At 72.1% G+C, this 17,341-nt stretch carries 18 protein-coding genes; 11 read left to right on the top strand and 7 right to left on the bottom strand.

The genetic code is table 11. The annotated features are described in order from the left end of the window. Positions 1 to 28: 28 nt before the first annotated feature. Together ACA511_RS38270 and ispF are read left to right on the top strand one after the other, a co-directional pair. Positions 29 to 511: a CarD family transcriptional regulator gene (locus tag ACA511_RS38270; protein WP_089328581.1), complete on the top strand. Its 483-nt coding sequence runs from the start codon at positions 29 to 31 to the stop codon at positions 509 to 511. 35 nt (positions 512 to 546) lie between these two features. Continuing rightward, a complete protein-coding gene (gene ispF, locus ACA511_RS38265; protein WP_375029633.1) occupies positions 547 to 1,008 on the top strand; it encodes a 2-C-methyl-D-erythritol 2,4-cyclodiphosphate synthase in 462 nt (153 codons plus the stop codon). Here ispF and fahA read toward each other — a convergent pair. From fahA to ACA511_RS38250, 3 genes are read right to left on the bottom strand one after another with little or no spacing between them, the layout of a single operon-like run. Next, positions 1,005 to 2,222 (bottom strand): fumarylacetoacetase, encoded by a 1,218-nt coding sequence (fahA, locus tag ACA511_RS38260; protein ID WP_375029632.1) that lies wholly within the window; start codon positions 2,220 to 2,222, stop codon positions 1,005 to 1,007. The two genes, ispF and fahA, sit on opposite strands and share 4 nt — an antisense overlap. Further along, positions 2,219 to 3,013 carry a hypothetical protein gene (locus ACA511_RS38255; protein WP_375029631.1) on the bottom strand — a complete coding sequence of 265 codons (795 nt, stop codon included), beginning with the start codon at positions 3,011 to 3,013 and terminating at the stop codon, positions 2,219 to 2,221. Before ACA511_RS38255 ends, fahA begins: the two co-directional genes overlap by 4 nt. Before the next feature lie 28 nt (positions 3,014 to 3,041). Then, positions 3,042 to 4,211 carry a DUF2637 domain-containing protein gene (locus tag ACA511_RS38250; protein WP_375029630.1) on the bottom strand — a complete coding sequence of 390 codons (1,170 nt, stop codon included), beginning with the start codon at positions 4,209 to 4,211 and terminating at the stop codon, positions 3,042 to 3,044. Between the two features lie 213 nt (positions 4,212 to 4,424). Here ACA511_RS38250 and ACA511_RS38245 point away from each other — a divergent pair, with 213 nt between their 5' ends. The 6 genes from ACA511_RS38245 to ACA511_RS38220 all read left to right on the top strand — a co-directional run bounded on the left by ACA511_RS38245 (position 4,425) and on the right by ACA511_RS38220 (position 10,538). After that, positions 4,425 to 5,162 carry a DUF6585 family protein gene (locus ACA511_RS38245; protein ID WP_375029629.1) on the top strand — a complete coding sequence of 246 codons (738 nt, stop codon included), beginning with the start codon at positions 4,425 to 4,427 and terminating at the stop codon, positions 5,160 to 5,162. Positions 5,163 to 5,271: 109 nt separating this feature from the next. Next, positions 5,272 to 5,628: a YciI family protein gene (locus ACA511_RS38240; protein WP_375029722.1), complete on the top strand. Its 357-nt coding sequence runs from the start codon at positions 5,272 to 5,274 to the stop codon at positions 5,626 to 5,628. After that, positions 5,625 to 6,884, top strand: coding sequence for an RNA polymerase sigma factor (locus ACA511_RS38235; protein WP_375029628.1), 1,260 nt, complete (start codon positions 5,625 to 5,627; stop codon positions 6,882 to 6,884). Before ACA511_RS38240 ends, ACA511_RS38235 begins: the two co-directional genes overlap by 4 nt. Positions 6,885 to 7,014: 130 nt before the next feature. Continuing rightward, positions 7,015 to 8,409, top strand: a complete 1,395-nt coding sequence (gene cysS, locus ACA511_RS38230) for a cysteine--tRNA ligase (RefSeq protein ID WP_375029627.1) — start codon at positions 7,015 to 7,017, stop codon at positions 8,407 to 8,409. 140 nt (positions 8,410 to 8,549) lie between these two features. Then, the gene (gene rlmB, locus ACA511_RS38225) at positions 8,550 to 9,464 is read left to right on the top strand and encodes a 23S rRNA (guanosine(2251)-2'-O)-methyltransferase RlmB (protein ID WP_375029626.1); all 915 of its coding nucleotides are present in this window, start codon (positions 8,550 to 8,552) and stop codon (positions 9,462 to 9,464) included. 141 nt (positions 9,465 to 9,605) lie between these two features. Further along, positions 9,606 to 10,538: an EamA family transporter gene (locus ACA511_RS38220; RefSeq protein WP_375029625.1), complete on the top strand. Its 933-nt coding sequence runs from the start codon at positions 9,606 to 9,608 to the stop codon at positions 10,536 to 10,538. Positions 10,539 to 10,544: 6 nt separating this feature from the next. On the opposite strand, the gene ACA511_RS38215 is transcribed toward ACA511_RS38220, so the two are convergent. The 3 genes from ACA511_RS38215 to ACA511_RS38205 are packed head-to-tail and all read right to left on the bottom strand — an operon-like array spanning position 10,545 to position 12,291. Beyond that, positions 10,545 to 11,714: an RNA polymerase sigma factor gene (locus ACA511_RS38215; RefSeq protein WP_375029721.1), complete on the bottom strand. Its 1,170-nt coding sequence runs from the start codon at positions 11,712 to 11,714 to the stop codon at positions 10,545 to 10,547. Beyond that, complete coding sequence (locus ACA511_RS38210; protein ID WP_375029624.1) at positions 11,714 to 12,061, bottom strand: YciI family protein; 348 nt, start codon at positions 12,059 to 12,061, stop codon at positions 11,714 to 11,716. The genes ACA511_RS38215 and ACA511_RS38210 overlap by 1 nt, the downstream gene beginning before the upstream one ends. Then, positions 12,058 to 12,291, bottom strand: a complete 234-nt coding sequence (locus ACA511_RS38205) for a hypothetical protein (protein WP_375029623.1) — start codon at positions 12,289 to 12,291, stop codon at positions 12,058 to 12,060. The genes ACA511_RS38210 and ACA511_RS38205 overlap by 4 nt, the downstream gene beginning before the upstream one ends. A 185-nt stretch (positions 12,292 to 12,476) precedes the next feature. On the opposite strand from ACA511_RS38205, the gene ACA511_RS38200 reads away from it, so the two are divergent. Then, a complete protein-coding gene (locus ACA511_RS38200) occupies positions 12,477 to 13,067 on the top strand; it encodes a hypothetical protein (RefSeq protein WP_375029622.1) in 591 nt (196 codons plus the stop codon). 321 nt (positions 13,068 to 13,388) lie between these two features. On the opposite strand, the gene ACA511_RS38195 is transcribed toward ACA511_RS38200, so the two are convergent. Next, positions 13,389 to 14,054, bottom strand: coding sequence for a metallophosphatase domain-containing protein (locus ACA511_RS38195; RefSeq protein ID WP_375029621.1), 666 nt, complete (start codon positions 14,052 to 14,054; stop codon positions 13,389 to 13,391). 544 nt (positions 14,055 to 14,598) lie between these two features. Here ACA511_RS38195 and ACA511_RS38190 point away from each other — a divergent pair. Next, positions 14,599 to 15,669, top strand: coding sequence for a homoserine dehydrogenase (locus ACA511_RS38190; RefSeq protein WP_375029620.1), 1,071 nt, complete (start codon positions 14,599 to 14,601; stop codon positions 15,667 to 15,669). Between the two features lie 406 nt (positions 15,670 to 16,075). Then, positions 16,076 to 17,341 (top strand): serine/threonine-protein kinase (locus ACA511_RS38185; RefSeq protein ID WP_375029619.1); only part of this gene is annotated, 1,266 nt, incomplete at its 3' end.

Raw genomic sequence — 17,341 nt, 5'->3', positions numbered from 1 at the left:
TGGTTCTAGCGGAAGGGGTACTTGTCACATGACTTTCCAGGTCGGCGACACCGTCGTCTACCCCCACCATGGGGCTGCTCGGATCGAGGCCATCGAGACTCGCACCATCAAGGGTGAGGACAGGACCTATCTGGTCCTGAAGGTTGACAAGGGTGACCTGACAGTGCGGGTCCCGGTCGAGAACGTCGAGGACGTCGGCGTCCGGGACGTCGTCGGCCAGGAGGGGCTTGAGAAGGTGTTCGAGGTGCTTCGCGCACCCTACACCGAGGAGCCCACCAACTGGTCGCGCCGGTACAAGGCGAACCTTGAGAAGCTGGCGTCCGGCGACGTCAACAAGGTCGCCGAGGTCGTTCGCGACCTCTGGAGGCGCGACAAGGAGCGCGGTCTGTCCGCGGGTGAGAAGCGGATGCTCGCGAAGGCACGCCAGATTCTGGTCAGTGAGCTGGCGCTCGCCGAGAAGACCAACGAGGACAAGGCAGAGGCCCTGCTCGACGAGGTCCTGGCCAGCTGAACGGCCTGACCGAGTTGACCGAGCGGCTTCCACGGGTGGGCGTCGGAACCGACGTCCACCCGTTCTCGTCCTCCCCGCGCCCGCTCCGGGTCGCGGGTCTCGACTGGCCCGGCGAAGGCAACGGCCTGGCCGGGCACTCCGACGGCGACGTCGCCGCGCACGCCGCATGCGACGCCCTGCTGTCGGCCTGCGGTCTGGGCGACCTGGGCGCCGTCTTCGGCACCTCCGACCCGCGCTGGTCCGGCGCGTCCGGCGTCGACCTCCTGCGGGAGGTGGCCCGCCGCGTCGCCGAGGCGGGCTTCACCATCGGCAACGTGTCCGTCCAGGTCATCGGCAACCGCCCCAAGATCGGCAAACGCCGCGCCGAAGCCGAGAAGACCCTCACCGAGGCCCTCGGTGGCGCTCCGGTGACGGTCTCGGCCACCACCACGGACGGCCTGGGCCTGACCGGCCGGGGCGAGGGCCTGGCGGCCATCGCCACCGCGCTCGTCCTCTAGGGCTGGGCGGGGTGGACGGTCCCCGTCACTTCACCGAACGAGACGCGGGACCCGGCCGCGCCGGGGGCCTGCGCGCGGATCGTCACCGTGTCGCCGTCCTCCAGGAAAGTGCGCTTCGTCCCGTCGGGGAGTTCGAGCGGCTCCCGGCCGTTCCAGCTGAGTTCGAGCATGCAGCCGCGCTGCCCGCGCTCCGGGCCTGACACCGTCCCGGACGCGAACAGGTCGCCGGTGCGGAGCGGAGCGCCGTTCACCGTCGCGTGCGCCAGTTGCTGCGGAGACGTCCAGTACATGGACGCGAACTGCGGGCGCGCCGCGACCTGGTCGTTGATCCGGATCTCCAGGTGCAGGTCCAGGCCCCACGGATCGTCGCAGCGCAGATAGGGCAGCGGCGCCGGGTCCTGGACGGGCGGCGTCACGCGCGCCGGTTCCAGCGCCGCGACCGGCACCACCCACGACGAGATCGACGTCGCGAACGACTTGCCCAGGAACGGCCCGAGCGGCCGCGACTCCCACGCCTGCAGGTCGCGCGCACTCCAGTCGTTGACCAGCACGAACCCGAACACGTGGTCGCGGAACGCGCTCGTGGGGACGCCGCGTCCCGCCGAGGACGGCACGCCCGCGACGAACCCGACCTCCGCCTCGAAGTCCAGCCGCAGGGAGGGGCCGCAGGACGGCTCCGGGTCGCCCGGCATGCGGCGCTGCCCGGACGGCCGGATGATCGGCGTCCCGGACGGGTACACGGTCCCCGCGCGGCCGTGGTAGCCGACCGGCAGCCGCTTCCAGTTGGGCGCGAGCGGGTCGCGGTTCGGCTGGAAGATCCGGCCCGCGTTCACGGCGTGGTCCTCGGAGGAGAAGAAGTCGACGTAGTCCGCGACCTCGAAGGGCCGCAGCAGCTCCACGTCCGCGACCGGGAGCAGGTGCGGCTCCACCCGGCCCCGGTACGACGCGTCGGTGAGCAGCTCGGTCACCCGCTCCCGGTTGGCCCGCCAGGCGTGGCGTCCCGCCACCATGAAGGCGTTCAGCGAACCGGAGGCGAAGTAGTGGCGGTCCTCCACCAGCCCGGCGGCGGACATCGCCGCCAGGTCGAGGACGCGGTCGCCGATGGCCACGCCGACGCGGGGCAGTTCCCCGGGGCGCGCGAACACCCCGTACGGCAGGTTCTCGATCCCGAAGCCGGCGTCCTCGTCGACCTCAACCCACGAAACGGTCGTCATGGACACCTATCTTCCCCCGTGTCCGGCGTTTCGATCAGGCCCGAGTGGCGCAGATCCGTCCGGGACGCGCGGAGGTCGCGGACGCCGACCGCGGCCAGCAGGCGGCGGGCGGCCCGCGCCGCGTCGTCCGGGAGGGCCCGGAGGTCGGCGGCCAGGCCCGCGTCGCCGGTGCGTTCGAGAGCCGGCTGGACGTCGGGCTCACCGGCGGCGGCGTGCGCCGCGGCCAGCAGGACGTTCAGGAACCCGGGGCCGCCCCCATGCGTGCCGCCCGTCCCGTCCGTGCAGGTGAAGCGCAGGTCGCGGGCGGCGCAGGCCGAGATGAACGCCGCCGACACCGCGCCGGTCGCGGCGCCGAGGGACGCGCCGTGGTCGCGGGCGGCGGCGATGCGGTCCAGGGCGTCGCGCCAGCCGGGCGAGGGCCGCACCTCGATGCGCGCCGGGACGCCGGGCGGCAGCCGCGCGAGCGTCACGGCGACGGCCCGCGCCTGGTCGGCGTCCTCGGGGACGCCGACCTCCACTGCGGCGGGCCGGACGCGCGGTTCGGCGCGGACGGCGTCCAGCGCCTCCGGCAGCTCGTCGATCCCGGTGTCGGCGACGAGGACGAGGTCGAGGAGATCCTCGGGGACGAGACGCGTCCGCAGCTCGGCGAAGCGGGAGGCGGGGCAGAGCAGCCGCCCGGTGACCGGGTCGCGGGCGGCCTCGCGGTAGGCGGGGAGCGTCTCGTCCACGGGGGCGCGTTCCGGCGGGCAGAGCGCGGCGTCGTCGAAGAGCCGAGCGAGGAGGGCCCTCATGCCGGTCCATTACCCCGGACCGGTCGCGCTAGTCGGCGGGCGGGGTGGGGCCGCTGCGGAAGTTGCCGGACGGCGGCGGGTTCCAGTCCCCGGGCTTCCCGTCGTCCGCTTCGGGGTCTTCGGCGCGGTCGGCGGGCGGCGTGTCGTGGACGTCGTCGTCCTCGCCCTGGGGGACGGGCAGCGCGATGTCGGGACGGGTCGTCGACGCCACCGGACGCTCCTCCGGCTCCTCCCGGTCACGGCCCCGGACCAGTTCGACATCGGTCGGCAGCCGCGCCGGAGCGGCGTCGAGCGGCGGGCGCGGCTCCGGCAGCGCGTCCAGCGGCGGCGGCTCCGGCTCGGACGACAGGCTCCCCGCGTACTCGCCGCCGAACCTCCCGGCCTCGGGCTCCGCGTACTCCCACGCACCGTGCTCCGCCTCGCCCGCCGCGTCCTCGGTCTCCCGGTCGGCGACCGGCTGCTCTTCGACCGGCTTCGCGAGCGCCGCGGGCGCCGCGGGCTCGGCCGGTGCGGGCTCGGGGACGGCGGGCCACAGCGCGTCCGGCCGGTCGGCGGCGGGCTCGGGTGCGACCGGCTCCCGCTCGGCGGCGTCCTCCGGCAGGAAGGGGATGAGCTCGTCCCGCTCCTCCGGCGCGAAGGGGACGTGCGGCCCGGCGTCGGCCGGGGCCTCAAGGGCGAGCGGCGGCGCGGCGGGCTCCAGCACCTTCACGTGACCGCGCTGCGTGTCGACGGGCGCGTCCTCCGCGGCGGCGGGACGGCCCACCCGGATCTGCTTGAACATCGTCAGCCACAGCCAGACCGCGATCACCAGCATGACGTGCGGCGCCACGGCCACCCCGGCGCGGACCGCGTCGTCCGGGAGGGGCGCGTACCCCCGGACCGAGTGCTGGACGGAGGCCGCGGCGCCCCCGGCGACGAGGACGAGCAGCAGCGTCCAGCGGAGCAGCCGCGTCCACCAGCGGGCGCCCCGGGTCACGACCAGCGACAGGATCATCATCGCGACGAGGGTGTCGGCCATCGCCGGGTACAGCGGCGCCCAGCGGCGGCTCACCCGCCCGGCGAGGGCGAGTTCGCGGAGCACGTCGTAGGTGAGCACGTACGCGCCGCCCGCGAGCGCGGCGACGACGAGGCCGGCGAGGGCGGTGAGCAGCCGCCGCTGGACGCGGGTGTAGGACGGCGGGGTGCGGTCAGATGGCATGGAGTCTCGTTCCGGGAAGTGCGCCTGAGGGGTCCTCCGCCGAGATTAGCCAGCCGGGGCGGCGGCGAACCGCAACTTCTTGGTGATCACATTGTCGCTGCGCACCATAAGGCAGGAGACGTACCGTATGGACGACGACATCCCGAGGGGAGGCGCGATGCCGTACGGCTGGTTCGTGCAGGGAACGCGGACCCGAACGGCCGGGTAGTGCGCGTGGCGGCGCCTCATGATCGGCTGGGCGAGCCGATCCGGACGTTCGACGGCCGGGCCGCGTGCCGGCGCACCTGGGCGTGGCTGTGCCTGCTGTGCGCGGCGTCGCTCGCGCTCATCCCGGCGGCCGTCGTGTACCTGCACGACCGCGTCTGGTGGGCGGGCGTCCCCGCGCTGCTGCTCTCCATGGGGTACGCGGCCGGCGCCGGCTGGATCGCGGGACGCGACCGCCCGCGCGTCCGCGGCCGCGTCGCGCGCCTGTACACCGGGGGCCTGGCGGTCGCGGGGCCCGGCGGCGAGGCCGGCTACACGTGGGACGAACTGGCCTCGGTGACGGTCTCCGGCCGGCGCGCCGGGCAGCGGGTCCGGTGGTGCTTCACGATCGTGGCGGACGACGGCCGCGTCCTGCGCCTCGAAGACGACATCCCGGACGTGCGGGTGCTCGGGGTGGCCGTCGCCGAGGAGGTGACGGCCCGGATCGTCCCGCGCCACCTGGCGGCGGTGCGGGCCCGCGAGCCCGTGCGGCTCGGCCCGTTCACCGTGGACCTGGACGGCGTCGAGAAGGACGGCGAGCGGCTGCCGTGGAAGGCCGTCCACGACGTGGTGATCGACAACGGCATGGTGACCGTGCACGCGGACGCCGGCCGGACGGACCTGACGGCGGTCGCGTCCCGGATGCCGGACGCGCTGGCGTTCGCCGCGCTGTGCCACCGGCTCAGGGACACGTCCGGAACTTCGTGAGGATCGTCCCGGCGGGTATGTCGAGAACGCGCCCGCGGCTCCGATCGTTCAGTGACGAGCGGCCGCCGGGCCGCCCGAGACGATCCGCGAGGAGCACACCGTGAAGTACATGCTGCTGATCTTCAACCGTCCCGGTTTCGTGGCGGAGCTGACCGAGGCCGAGCGGGAGGCGCTGTTCGGCGACGTCGACGCGATCATGAAGGAGTTGCGGGAGTCGGGCGAGTGGGTCGGCGGGGAGGGTCTCGCGGATCCGTCCGCCGCCAAGGTCGTCCGGGAGCGGGACGGGCAGCCGGCCGTGACGGACGGGCCGTTCCTGGAGGCCAAGGAGCACTTCGCCGGCTACCTCACGGTCGACTGCGAGACCGAGGAGCGGGCCGTCGAGATCGCCAAGCGCTGGCCGGACGTCCGGTACGGCGGGCACATGGAGGTCCGCGCGGTCATGTCCGGCGGCGGGACGGAGATGTGAGGACGCCCCCGGCCGTCGAGGACCTGCTGCGCGCCCTCGCGCCGCAGGTCCTCGGCACGCTCGTCCGGCGGCACGGCGCGTTCGACGCCTGCGAGGACGCCGTGCAGGAGGCGCTGCTCGCCGCCGCGGTGCAGTGGCCGGGGGAGGGCGTCCCGGAGAACCCGCGCGGCTGGCTGCTGACCGTCGCGACGCGGCGGCTCACCGACCAGTGGCGCAGCGAGCGGGCGCGCCGCGACCGGGAGGCCGCCGTGTTCGCGCGGGAGCCCGGCGGGCCGGGCGGGCCCGCCCCCGACGAGGACCGGCCCGGCGACCGCGACGACACGCTGACCCTGCTGTTCCTCTGCTGCCATCCGGCGCTGTCGCCGTCCTCGCAGGTCGCGCTGACGCTGCGGGCCGTGGGCGGGCTGACGACGGCGCAGATCGCGCGGGCGTTCCTCGTCCCGGAGGCGACGATGGCGCAGCGGGTCAGCCGCGCCAAGCAGAAGATCAAGGCGTCCGGGGCGCGGTTCGGCATGCCGCCGGACGGCGAGCGGGACGCGCGGCTGCGGGCCGTCCTGCACGTGCTGTACCTGATCTTCAACGAGGGGTACACCGCGTCCAGCGGGCCGGACCTGCACCGCACGGACCTGACCGCCGAGGCGGTCCGGCTGGCCCGGGCGCTGCACCGGCTGCTGCCGGAGGACGGCGAGGTCGCCGGACTGCTCGCGCTGATGCTGCTCACCGACGCCCGGCGCCCGGCGCGGACGGGACGCGGCGGGCTGCTGATCCCGCTCACCGAGCAGGACCGGACGCTCTGGCGGCGGGACGCGATCGAGGAGGGCACGGCGCTCGTCACGGGCGCGCTCACCTGGTCGGCGCCCGGCCCGTACCAGTTGCAGGCGGCGATCGCGGCCGTGCACGCGGAGGCGCGGCGGCCGGAGGACACCGACTGGCCGCAGATCCTCGGGCTGTACCGGCTGCTGGCGCACGTGTCCCCGAACCCGATGGTGACGCTGAACGAGGCGGTCGCGCTGGCGATGGTGTCCGGGCCGTCCGCCGGTCTCGAACTGCTGCGCGAGTTGGACGCCGACGACCGCGTGTCGGGGCATCACCGGGTCGCGGCCGTCCGCGCCCACCTGCTGGAAATGGCCGGGGACACCGGCGCGGCGCGGGACGCGTACCGGGAGGCGGCGCGCCGCACGACCAGCCTGCCCGAGCGCCGCTACCTCGAAGCCCGCACCGTCCGGCTCAACGGAGAAGACGACGAGAACGCCTGACGTCCCGGCCGCGTCCGCCGGGCCGGATCGGGGACCCGGCGGCGGACGCGAAGGAAGGGCGCGACGCAATGGCGCGGCCGCGCCGCGCGATGCCCGGCGCGGCCGTGCCCCGATCCAATAACCTGAACCCGTGAGTCTGCGTTTTTACGACACCGGCACCCGTAGCGTCCGCACGTTCGAGCCCCTCGAAGAGGGCCGCGTGGGGATGTACGTGTGCGGTGCGACCCCGCAGGCATCACCGCACATCGGGCACCTCCGCTCGGGCGTGATCTACGACGTGCTGGTGCGCTGGCTGCGCGCGTCCGGCTACGACGTGACGTTCGCGCGCAACGTCACCGACATCGACGACAAGATCATCGCGGTGTCGGCGGAGCGGGGCGTGCCGTGGTTCGCGGTCGCGGAGGGCAACCAGCGCGTCTTCACGCAGGGCTACGACCTGCTCGGCTGCCTGCCGCCGACGGTCGAGCCGCGCGCCACCGGGCACGTCCCGGAGATGATCGTGCTGATCCGGCGGCTGATCGAGAAGGGCCACGCGTACCCGGCGGGCGGCGACGTCTACTTCGACGTCGAGTCCTGGGCGGACGAGTACGGCGCGCTGTCCAACCAGCGGCTCGACAGCATGCGGCCGACCGGCGACACCCCCAACGAGGACGCCAAGCGCGACCCGCGCGACTTCGCCCTCTGGAAGGGCGCCAAGCCGGGCGAGCCGTCCTGGGAGACGCCCTGGGGCGACGGGCGCCCCGGCTGGCACCTCGAATGCTCCGCGATGGCGACCAAGTACCTCGGCCCGGCGTTCGACATCCACGGCGGCGGCGTCGACCTGATCTTCCCGCACCACGAGAACGAGATCGCCCAGTCGCGTGCCGCCGGGGACGGGTTCGCCCGCTACTGGCTGCACAACGGGCTCCTCACCGTGGACGGCGAGAAGATGAGCAAGTCGGTCGGCAACGTGGTGCTGCTGCCCGATCTGCTCGGCAAGGCCCGCCCGGTGGAGGTGCGCTACTACCTGGTCTCGGCGCACTACCGCTCCCTCATGGACTACACCGACGCCGCCCTGACCGAGGCCGTCTCCGCCTACCAGCGGATCGAGGGCTTCGTGACGCGGGCCTCCGAGGTGGCGGGCGCGGTCCCGCCCTCCGCGGCGCCGTCCGGGTTCGCCGCGGCGATGGACGACGACCTGGGCGTCCCGCAGGCGCTGGCCGTGCTGCACGAGACCGTCCGGGAGGGGAACAGCGCCCTCGCGTCCGGCGACCTGGACGCCGTTCGGCGGGCGTTCGCGTCCGTGCGGGCGATGGCGGACGTCCTCGGCATCGACCCGCTGTCGCCGCAGTGGAGCCGCGCCGGCGAGGAAGACCTGCGCCCCGTCGTGGACGCGCTCGTCGCCGTCGCCCTGGAACAGCGGCAGGCGGCGCGCGCGCGCAAGGACTACGGCTCCGCCGACGCCATCCGCGACGGCCTGGCGGAGGCCGGGATCCTCGTCGAGGACACCCCGCAGGGCCCGCGCTGGGAGTTGAAGCGCGGCTGACGGACACCGCGCAGCGGATAAAATTGGACGTTCCCGGGGGTTCGGCGTTCGCCAGTGTGCCGTCCCGCCGAAATCTTTGAGCCGCCCGGCAGCCGCGAGGGCGAGCGAGCACGCAATCGTCGCAAGGGGCGTAACCGACAATGGCCAAGCGCAAGGGCAAGGGACCCACTCCCAAGGCCGAGGACAGGCACTGGCACGGCAAGCGCCAGAAGGCCCGCGCGGTGAAGAGCGCCAGGCGCACCGGCACGGAGACGGTCGGCCCGAGCGGGCGCGGGAAGTCCGCCGCCCCGGCGCCCGCCGGCGGGCGTCCCGCCGGCGCGCGGCGCGCGAACGGCGAGGTCCCCGAGCTGGTCACCGGCCGGAACCCGGTCGTCGAGGCGCTGCGCGCGGGTGTGCCGGGCACGGCGCTCTACGTGATGTCCAGCACCGACGAGCGGGTCCGCGAGTCGATCCAGCTGGCCGCCGACCGCCGCGTCCCGCTGCTGGAGACCGGCAAGAACGAGCTGGACCGGCTGACCGACGGCGCCGTCCACCAGGGCATCGCGCTGCAGGTCAAGCCGTACCGGTACGCCCACCCCGACGACTTCCTCAAGGGGACCGCCCCGCTGATCGTCGCCGTCGACGGGATCACCGACCCGCGCAATCTCGGCGCGATCGTCCGCTCCGCCGCCGCGTTCGGCGCGTCCGGCGTCGTCGTGCCCGAGCGGCGCGCGGCCGGTGTCACCGCCGGCGCGTGGAAGTCGTCCGCCGGGACGCTCGCGACGTGTCCCGTCGCGCAGGCCACGAACCTGACGCGGCAGCTCAAGGCGTACCAGAAGGCGGGCTGCTTCGTCGCCGGGCTGGACGCCGCCGGCGGCGTGACGGTCGCCGACCTGGAGCTCGCGTCCGGGCCGTTCGTGCTCGTCGTCGGCTCGGAGGGCAAGGGCCTCGGACGGCTGGTCGCCGACACCTGCGACATGCTGGTCACGATCCCGATGCCGGGCAAGGCCGAGTCCCTCAACGCGGGCGTCGCCGCCGGCATCGCCCTCTACGAAGTGAGCCGCCTCCGCGCCTGAGCGAGCGCTTCGCGGGATCCGCGGGCGGTCGTGGGCCGACGTCATCTCAACGGGAATAATCTCAACGTTCAGATACTTGAGGTTCAGGTACCTGTTCCCCCCCGTCGCTCCGCAGGGAGCGGCAGCATGAGGTGATCGCCCGTGACCGCCCTCGCGGCACCCCCGGCGCAGCGCAGCCGGTACGCGTCCGACCTGGCCCTGGCCGCCTTCGCTCCCGTGAGCTGGGGCACCACCTACGTCGTCACGACCACGCTCCTGCCCGCCGACCGTCCGCTGCTCGCCGCCACGCTGCGCGCCCTCCCCGCCGGTCTCGTCCTGCTCGCCGCCACCCGGCGGCTGCCGCGCGGCGACTGGTGGTGGAAGTCGATCGTCCTCGGCATGCTGAACTTCGGCGCCTTCTTCCCGCTGATCTTCTTCGCCGCCTACCGGCTGCCGGGCGGCGTCGCGGCGACCATCGGCTCCGTCCAGCCGCTGATCGTGGCGCTGCTGTCGCTGGGCGTCCTGCGCGTCCGCCCGGCGCGGGCCGTCCTGTACTCGGCGTTCGCCGGCACCGGCGGCGTCGCGCTGCTGACCCTCACCGCCGACGCCGGCCTCGACCCGCTCGGCGTCGCCGCCATGCTGACGGCGACGTCCCTCATGGCCGTCGCGATCGTCCTCGCCAAGAAGTGGGGACGTCCCGAATCACCGCTGGTCATGACCGGCTGGCAGCTCACGGTCGGCGGCCTCGCCCTGCTGCCGGCCACCCTCGCCGCCGAGGGCGTCCCGTCGTCCGTCACGGGCGAGAACCTGCTGGGCTTCGCCTACCTCGGCATCGTCGGCACCGCGATCGCGTACGCGCTGTGGTTCCGCGGCATCGACCGGCTGGCCCCGACGTCGGTCTCCCTGCTCGGCTTGACCAACCCGATGGTGGCGACCCTGGCGGGCCTGCTGATCCTCGGCCAGACGCTGACCTTCTGGCAGATCGTCGGCTTCACCGTCGCGCTCGGCGCCCTGGTCGCCGGCCAGTCCTTCACCAGGAGGCCCGCCCCCGTGCCGGACGTTCCGCCGATTCCGCAGCCGGCCGGACGCGTCTGACCCCTATCACGGCCCCATGCCGAGCCGCCGCCTCGTGAGAAAGGCCCGCTCGGCATCGTTCTCCGTACGCTCAAGGGCGGCGTCGTACGCCTCCGCCGCCTCCGCGGCGCGCCCCAGCCGCCTCAGCAGATCGGCGCGGATCGCATGGAACAGGTAGTACCGGCCGAGGTCGAGGCCGTCCACCAGCGCGAGACCCGCCGACGGCCCCTCGACCTCCGCCACCGCCACGGCCCGGTTGAGGGCCGCCACGGGAGTCGGCGCGACGACCATCAACTGGTCGTACAGCCGCAGGATCTGCGTCCACTGCGTGTCCGCGGCCGTCGCCGCGTCGCTGTGGACCGCGTTGACGGCCGCCTGGATCTGGTACGGCCCCGGCCGGTCGACCTCCAGGCATCGCCGGACGAGGGCCTGCCCCTCCTCGATGAGCCCGCGATCCCAGAGCCCGCGGTCCTGGTCGGCGAGCAGGACCAGTTCACCGTCCTCGATCCGGGCGGGCTTCCGCGACTCCACGAGGAGCATCAGCGCCAGCAGGCCCAGCACCTCGGGCTCGTCCGGCATGAGCTCCCCGAGGACCCTGCACAGCCTGATCGCCTCGGCGCCCAGATCGTCCCGTCCCCCGTACCCCTGGTTGAACACGAGGTAGACGACGGCCAGCACCCCGGAGAGCCGTCCCGGAAGCTCCGCCTCCTCCGGCACCCGGTACGGGATCCGCGCGTCCCTGATCTTCGCCTTCGCCCGGACGAGCCGCTGCGCCATCGTCGCCTCCGGCACGAGGAACGCCCGCGCGATCTCCGCCGTCGTCAGGCCGCCCAGCAGCCGCAACGTCAGCGCCACCCGCGCCCCCATCGCCAGCGCCGGATGGCAGCACGTGAAGACGAGCCTGAGCCGGTCGTCCTCCACGGCCCCCGCCTCGGCGGGCGCACCCTCGTTCAGCATCATCGCCTGCACCTGCTTGCCGTCCCGTGCGGCCTCCCGGCGCAGCCGGTCGATCGCCTTGTTGCGCGCGGTCGTGATGATCCACCCGGCCGGGGCGGGCGGCGTCCCGTCCGCCGGCCACCGCCGCACCGCCTCGGCGAACGCGTCCTGCACCGCGTCCTCGGCCACGTCGACATCGCCGAACACCCGGACCAGGACGGCCACCGCCCGTCCGTGCTCCGCCCGGAAGACGTCCTCGATCAGACCTCGCCGTGGAACGGCCGCACCTCCATCGGCAGCCCCGTCACCTGGGCGAACCGCGCCGCGACCCGCAGCGCCGCGTCCAGGTCCTCCACCTGGATGATCGTGATGCCGCCGATGTGCTCCTTGCCCTCCGTCCAGGGCCCGTCCGTCGCGACCACCTCGTCCCCCCGCAGCCGCACCATCGTGCTCGCCTCGGGACCGTGGAAGCCCCGCCCGAACACCCACGACTCCTGCCGCTCCAGGTCGTGCCGGATCTCGGCGATCTCCGCCATGATCTTCTCCAGCACCTCCGGGGGCGGCGGGTCCCCCACGGGCTGGATCATGTTGAGCGCGTAGAGCTTCATGCTTCCTCCTTCTTCCGGTACGTCGCCATAACTACCCCGGCCGTCGTCGTCGCCGACTCCGCGAGCCGCCACCGCCGCCCGGACAGCGGCGTCCCCACGCCGCCGAGCTTCTTCCCGAGCACACCCCCCATGACCTCGTGGTTCCCCGCCGCGGCCCACCCACCACGGGCGAGCCCACCGGTGACCGCACCATCAAGCGGCCCGTGTTCGACGAGCAGGACCTTCCCCATGCTCTTCTCCTTCCGGACGACCTCTCACCCTCTACACGAACGCCCACCCCCCAAATCGACACCCCATCGAGAAAAACCGGGCCCCCTGCCCGTCCCGCCGCGCCCGCCGCTGGTCCCGCGTGGTCGAAGTGCCGTCACCGATACGGCAGGCTCCTCGCAAGGCCGAGGAAAGGGACGACGTGGGTGTGAGTGACAGCAACCTTGTATTGCGACCAGATCTCCGCGCGGGACTGGCCGTCCTCGCAGCGATGGTGGTCGCAGGCGCGGGCATCGTCGCCGCGATCCTGGCAGGCGACGCCCCGACGGTGTTCGCCCCGATCGTGGGCGCCGTGTTCACCGCGATGGTCGTCCTGCTGATCGCGACACTCCTCCGCGCCCGGATCGTCCTGACACCGCACGAGATCGTCGTCAGAGGACCGTTCTCCCGGCAGCACCGGCCCCGCTCGCACGTCGCGGAGGTGGTGCGCGCGACCATCATCGCCCCGCGCGGAGCGTCCGGCGAGAGCCTGTTCCTCCTCGACGCCCGCCGCGACCTCCTCCTCAGAGTGTCCGGCGGCGGCTACAAGCGCGAGGACATCGACCGCCTGCTGGACGTCCTAGGAGCACCCTGCAGCGGCCCAGCCCGTCCGATCGGAGCCAAGGAATTCGCCGAAGCACACCCCGGCCTCCTCTCCGCCGCCGAGCGCCACCCCTACAGATTTGCCTTCACCTTCACCTTCGCCGTCGCCGCCGCACTAGCGGCGCTGGTACTCATCTCCCTCGCGATAACCCGCTGAACCGGCTTTCGAACACGAATGCTGGGAATCACGACGAGATCGTGGCTCGGGGCCGTCGTCGCCCACACCGGCGGGATTCCTGCGGGTTGGGCGTTGTCGGAGGTCCAAGAGGGCATCCCTCAACTGGCGCGCTTCTTGGCATCGCGTGGCATCTGGCCGGAGCTGATCGACGGTTGGGCCGCCCCCGGTGCCGTGGAGAACCTGCCGGCTGCTGCCCGCCTTCTCGCCGGCGGGATCCCTCGGGCCGCGACGGACAAGACCTGTTCGAGTAATGGCCAGGATGTGCTTGACCGGGACGGAGCCCTGTCCGGGGTCGGCTGCTCAGCGGGTTCGTGCCGGCGGCACCCTCTCGCCCACGGCACCCGAGTCCTCCAGGCGAACAACGGTGGGACCGCGCTCGCACTCCCACGTGGTGACGTTGGCGAAAGTCGTCTCCCCGTGGCGCCAGAGCCCTCCGCTCTGGTGAATGTGACCGAACAGGTGCAGCTTGGGACGGACCTGCCGCACCCTGGTCAGCAGGTCCTCACAACCGTGACGTCCGGGGTAGGCGTTGTCGTCACCGATTCCGAGCGGAGGCCCGTGCGTGATCAGGACGTCGACACCGTCCGGAATCATGGCCCATTTCTCGGCGAGGGGAAGGCCCCGCGGGAGGTTGAACGCCCACTCGTTGAACTCCGGCTGCCAGGGACTGCCCCAAAAAGTGACGCCGTGGATCTCCGTCCCGCTGTCCTCCAGATAGCGGATGCCGCGATCTTCCAGGACCGCGCGAGCACGTCCGGGCTCGTCCAGGAACATCCAGTCGTGATTGCCCGCGACGACCACCTTCGTCCGATGCGGAAGATCTCGCATCCAGTCCGCGGCGTCCTCGAGTTCTCCGATGTCCTTGCCGTGCCGGCACAGGTCACCGGCATGAACGAAGACATCCCCCTCGGGGACGGCGAGTTCACGATGGTAAGTATGAGTATCGGCGACCGCGACAATCCGCATGACACAAGCGTACTGAGCCCGCCCCGCCACCAGCGAAGATCGAGGCCACCGACTTCACCCACCACTACGGGCCACCGCAGCCGCCGCCGCATGAGTCATAGCGGGCGAGAGGCCAGGTACGACGAGTCCGCATGCTCAGCGGCGCACATGTGCCACCTATTGATCGTGCTGGACGTCCCTCCCGGGGCCCACGCGACGACGAGACAGACGGCTCCGCGCGAGCGCACCCTCCAACTGAGGGGCCGGAGGCGCGAGATCCTCACGCCAGATCCGACATAGTCACTCCGTCCAGTCCATGTGCCTTGGACGTCCGCTCAGCAGATGAATTTCTCTCGCCCGCTACCTCGGGTCTCCGAAATCAGAACCTCAGCAAATCTTCGCCCCAACTGCAGCACTCTCCATGCGGCTGAGATCCGAGCCGTGCGCCCGGCCGCCCGGAAACCTCAGCGGTTTTTGCACCAGCGCTTGGGGCGAGAGCGACCCACAATGCTCAAAGACGGCCACGACGAGGTTCGCAGGAGGTCGGGCGCGTTATGCTCGCTGCATGCGCGAGCAGACTGGTGACCGGGCGAGGCCGCTGCGGATTTGGCTGGTCGGTTTCGGGATGGTGGGCCAATGGATTGCCACCGTCCTTGACACGCAGGCGGGCCGCCTGGAATCCCGCTACGGCCGCGCCATATCGGTGGTGGGAATCGGCAACGCCCGAGACGGATTCGTCTACGACCCAGACGGTCTGGATCTCGCATCGATCTTGGCCGCCGCGTCCGACGGACGGCAGATCACTGACCAGCCCCGCACGCGGGCCTGGCCGAGCGCGATCGAGGGGATTCGCGAGACCGAAGCGGACGTGCTGGTGGAGGTAACGGCAAGCCCGCCGTCAGACGCCGAGCCGGGCCTGACCCACATGCGGGAAGCGCTACACCGCGCGATACCGGTGGTCACCTCCAACAAGTGGCCGGTCGCTCTGCACGGCGTCGAACTCGCCTCGCTGGCCCGGCGCCAGGGCGTGGACTTTCGCGCCGAGTCCACGGTCATGTCGGGCACTCCCGTGCTGAGCGCGCTCACCGACGGCATCGCGGGCACGGTCCCGATCGCGCTGCGCGGAGTGCTCAACGCCACCGCCAACTTCATCCTGTCCCAGATGGCCGATGGCCTCGGCTATGCGGAAGCACTCGCTGAGGCGCAGCGCACCGGCCTGGCCGAGCGGGACCCGGCCGCGGACGTCGAGGGCCCGGACACCGTCGCGAAGGTGATGATCCTCTCCGCGCTCGTCTTCGGCAGGCAGCTCGGCCGTGAACAGGTCAGCTGCACCGGCATCACCGGCGTCACCGGCGAACAGGCCCGCGAGGCGGCGTCGACGGGAGGACGGCTGAGACACGTCGCGACTCTCGCGTTCTCCGGCCCGGACGGCAGTGGAACCGTGACCGCCCAAGTCCAGCCCGAAGCCCTTCCCTCCAGCGACCCGCTGTCCGGCGTCGACGGCACCACCAACGCGGTGGTCTGCCAGACCAGCCCCCTCGGCGAAGTCACGATCACCGGACCGGGCGCGGGCCGGCAGCTTGCCGGCCAGGGAGTCCTCAGCGACATCATCGCCATCGCCCGCTCACAGCAGTAATCCATCCACATCCACGCCCCACCCGGCGGGCACCTTGGTCCACGTCGTGGCCGCTCAACTAGGTGCACTTGACCATGATCACGTTGCGGATCCATGCGCACGACGTCAACGAGCACCTCACCCAAACAGCGGCCATCGTCGCCGACCCGGCGTAGCCCCTGCTGTCAGCAAAAGCCTCCTTGTGGTGATCGCACTCTCTTCAGCACGCCGGACCGTTCCGGCTTGATGCTTTTGTCGCGAACAGTCTGTCCCCCACGCCTACCTCGACCGGCTATGCTCCGCACCGTCGTGGCCCGGGCGGCCTGTTTCGGATTCCGGTCCATGACCCGGTGTCGGACGTCGTGGCCGTGCTACCGCATCTCGATCAGCTTGATCACGGCTTGTTCGTTGGCGGTATGTTCCGATCGTGAGTTGGGATAGCGAGGGTGTGCTGGCGGGCCGGTACCGGAAACTGGAGCGGATCGGGCAGGGCGGGATGGGCGCGGTGTGGCGCGCCTATGACACCGACTTGGAACGCGAGGTGGCCATCAAGGAACTGCGGGTGCCCGAGCAGGTCACCGAGCAGGAACGCCGCGTGTGGTACGCGCGGATGGGGAGGGAGGCCCGAGCGGCCGCCCGGCTGAAGCACCCGGGAATCGTCACTGTCTACGACAGGGTGATGGGCGAGGACGGCCGTCCGTGGATCGTGATGGAGTTGATCCACGGACAGTCCTTGGAGCACCTGCTGGCCGAGCGAAAAGCCCTACCCGATCAACAGGTCGCCGCAATCGGGTTGGCGGTGTTGGAGGCGCTGTCGGCCGCACATGAGCAGCGCGTCGTGCACCGCGATGTCAAACCTGCCAACGTGCTGCTGGAGGGCGATCGGATCGTGCTCACCGACTTCGGCATCGCCGCGGTAGAGGGGGATGCCACTCTCACTCGCCCTGGCGCTGTGCTGGGCACGCCCACCTATATGTCCCCTGAACAGGTAGCCGGCCGGGCCGTCACTCCCGCCTCGGACCTCTGGTCACTCGCCGCTACCTTGTACGCGGCGGTGGAAGGCCGCCCGCCGTTCACCGCCCCCACTCACGGGGCATTGTTCATCGCCATAGCGACCCAGGACACCGCACCGCCCGAATGCGGCGGGCCGCTCGCGCAAGTCCTGAACGGCCTGCTGCGCAAAGAGCCCGCCGACCGGCTGTCCGTCCCGCAGGTCCGCGACCTGCTCACCACCGTGACCGGCCCGGTCACCAAGCCGAGCACCCAGGCGGGACGACCCGCTGGCCAACACCCTGCGACCCACACCGACACCCGCAACTACACCGACGACCTGACCCTCCTACACGGCACCACCCCCCTCCCAGATGACCACGGGCGGCCCCGATCAGCCCGCGCCACCGAGGATCTGCCCGAGCAAGAGGCGGTTGCCAAGTACCGGGAGTTGGCCGAGGCCGATCCTGGCCGTTACCACCCCGCTCTGGCCAATGCTCTGCACGAACTCGGCCACACGTTGTATGGGCTGGACCGGTTTGTCGAGGTACTGCCTTTGAGGCAGGAGGCGGCCGTGATCTACCGTGGGCTGGTCGAGGTCGATCCCGGCCGTTATCGGCCCGATCTCGCCTATTCGTTGAGTCATCTCAGTCACACGTTGTACAGGCTGGATCGTTTCGCCGAGGAGTTGCCGGTGGAGGAG

Origin of the sequence: Actinomadura sp. GTD37, from assembly GCF_041951365.1 — a bacterium.
Lineage (GTDB): Bacteria > Actinomycetota > Actinomycetes > Streptosporangiales > Streptosporangiaceae > Spirillospora.
The sequence above is the reverse complement of the archived record's forward strand: the minus strand, read 5'-3'. Positions and strand labels throughout refer to the sequence as shown.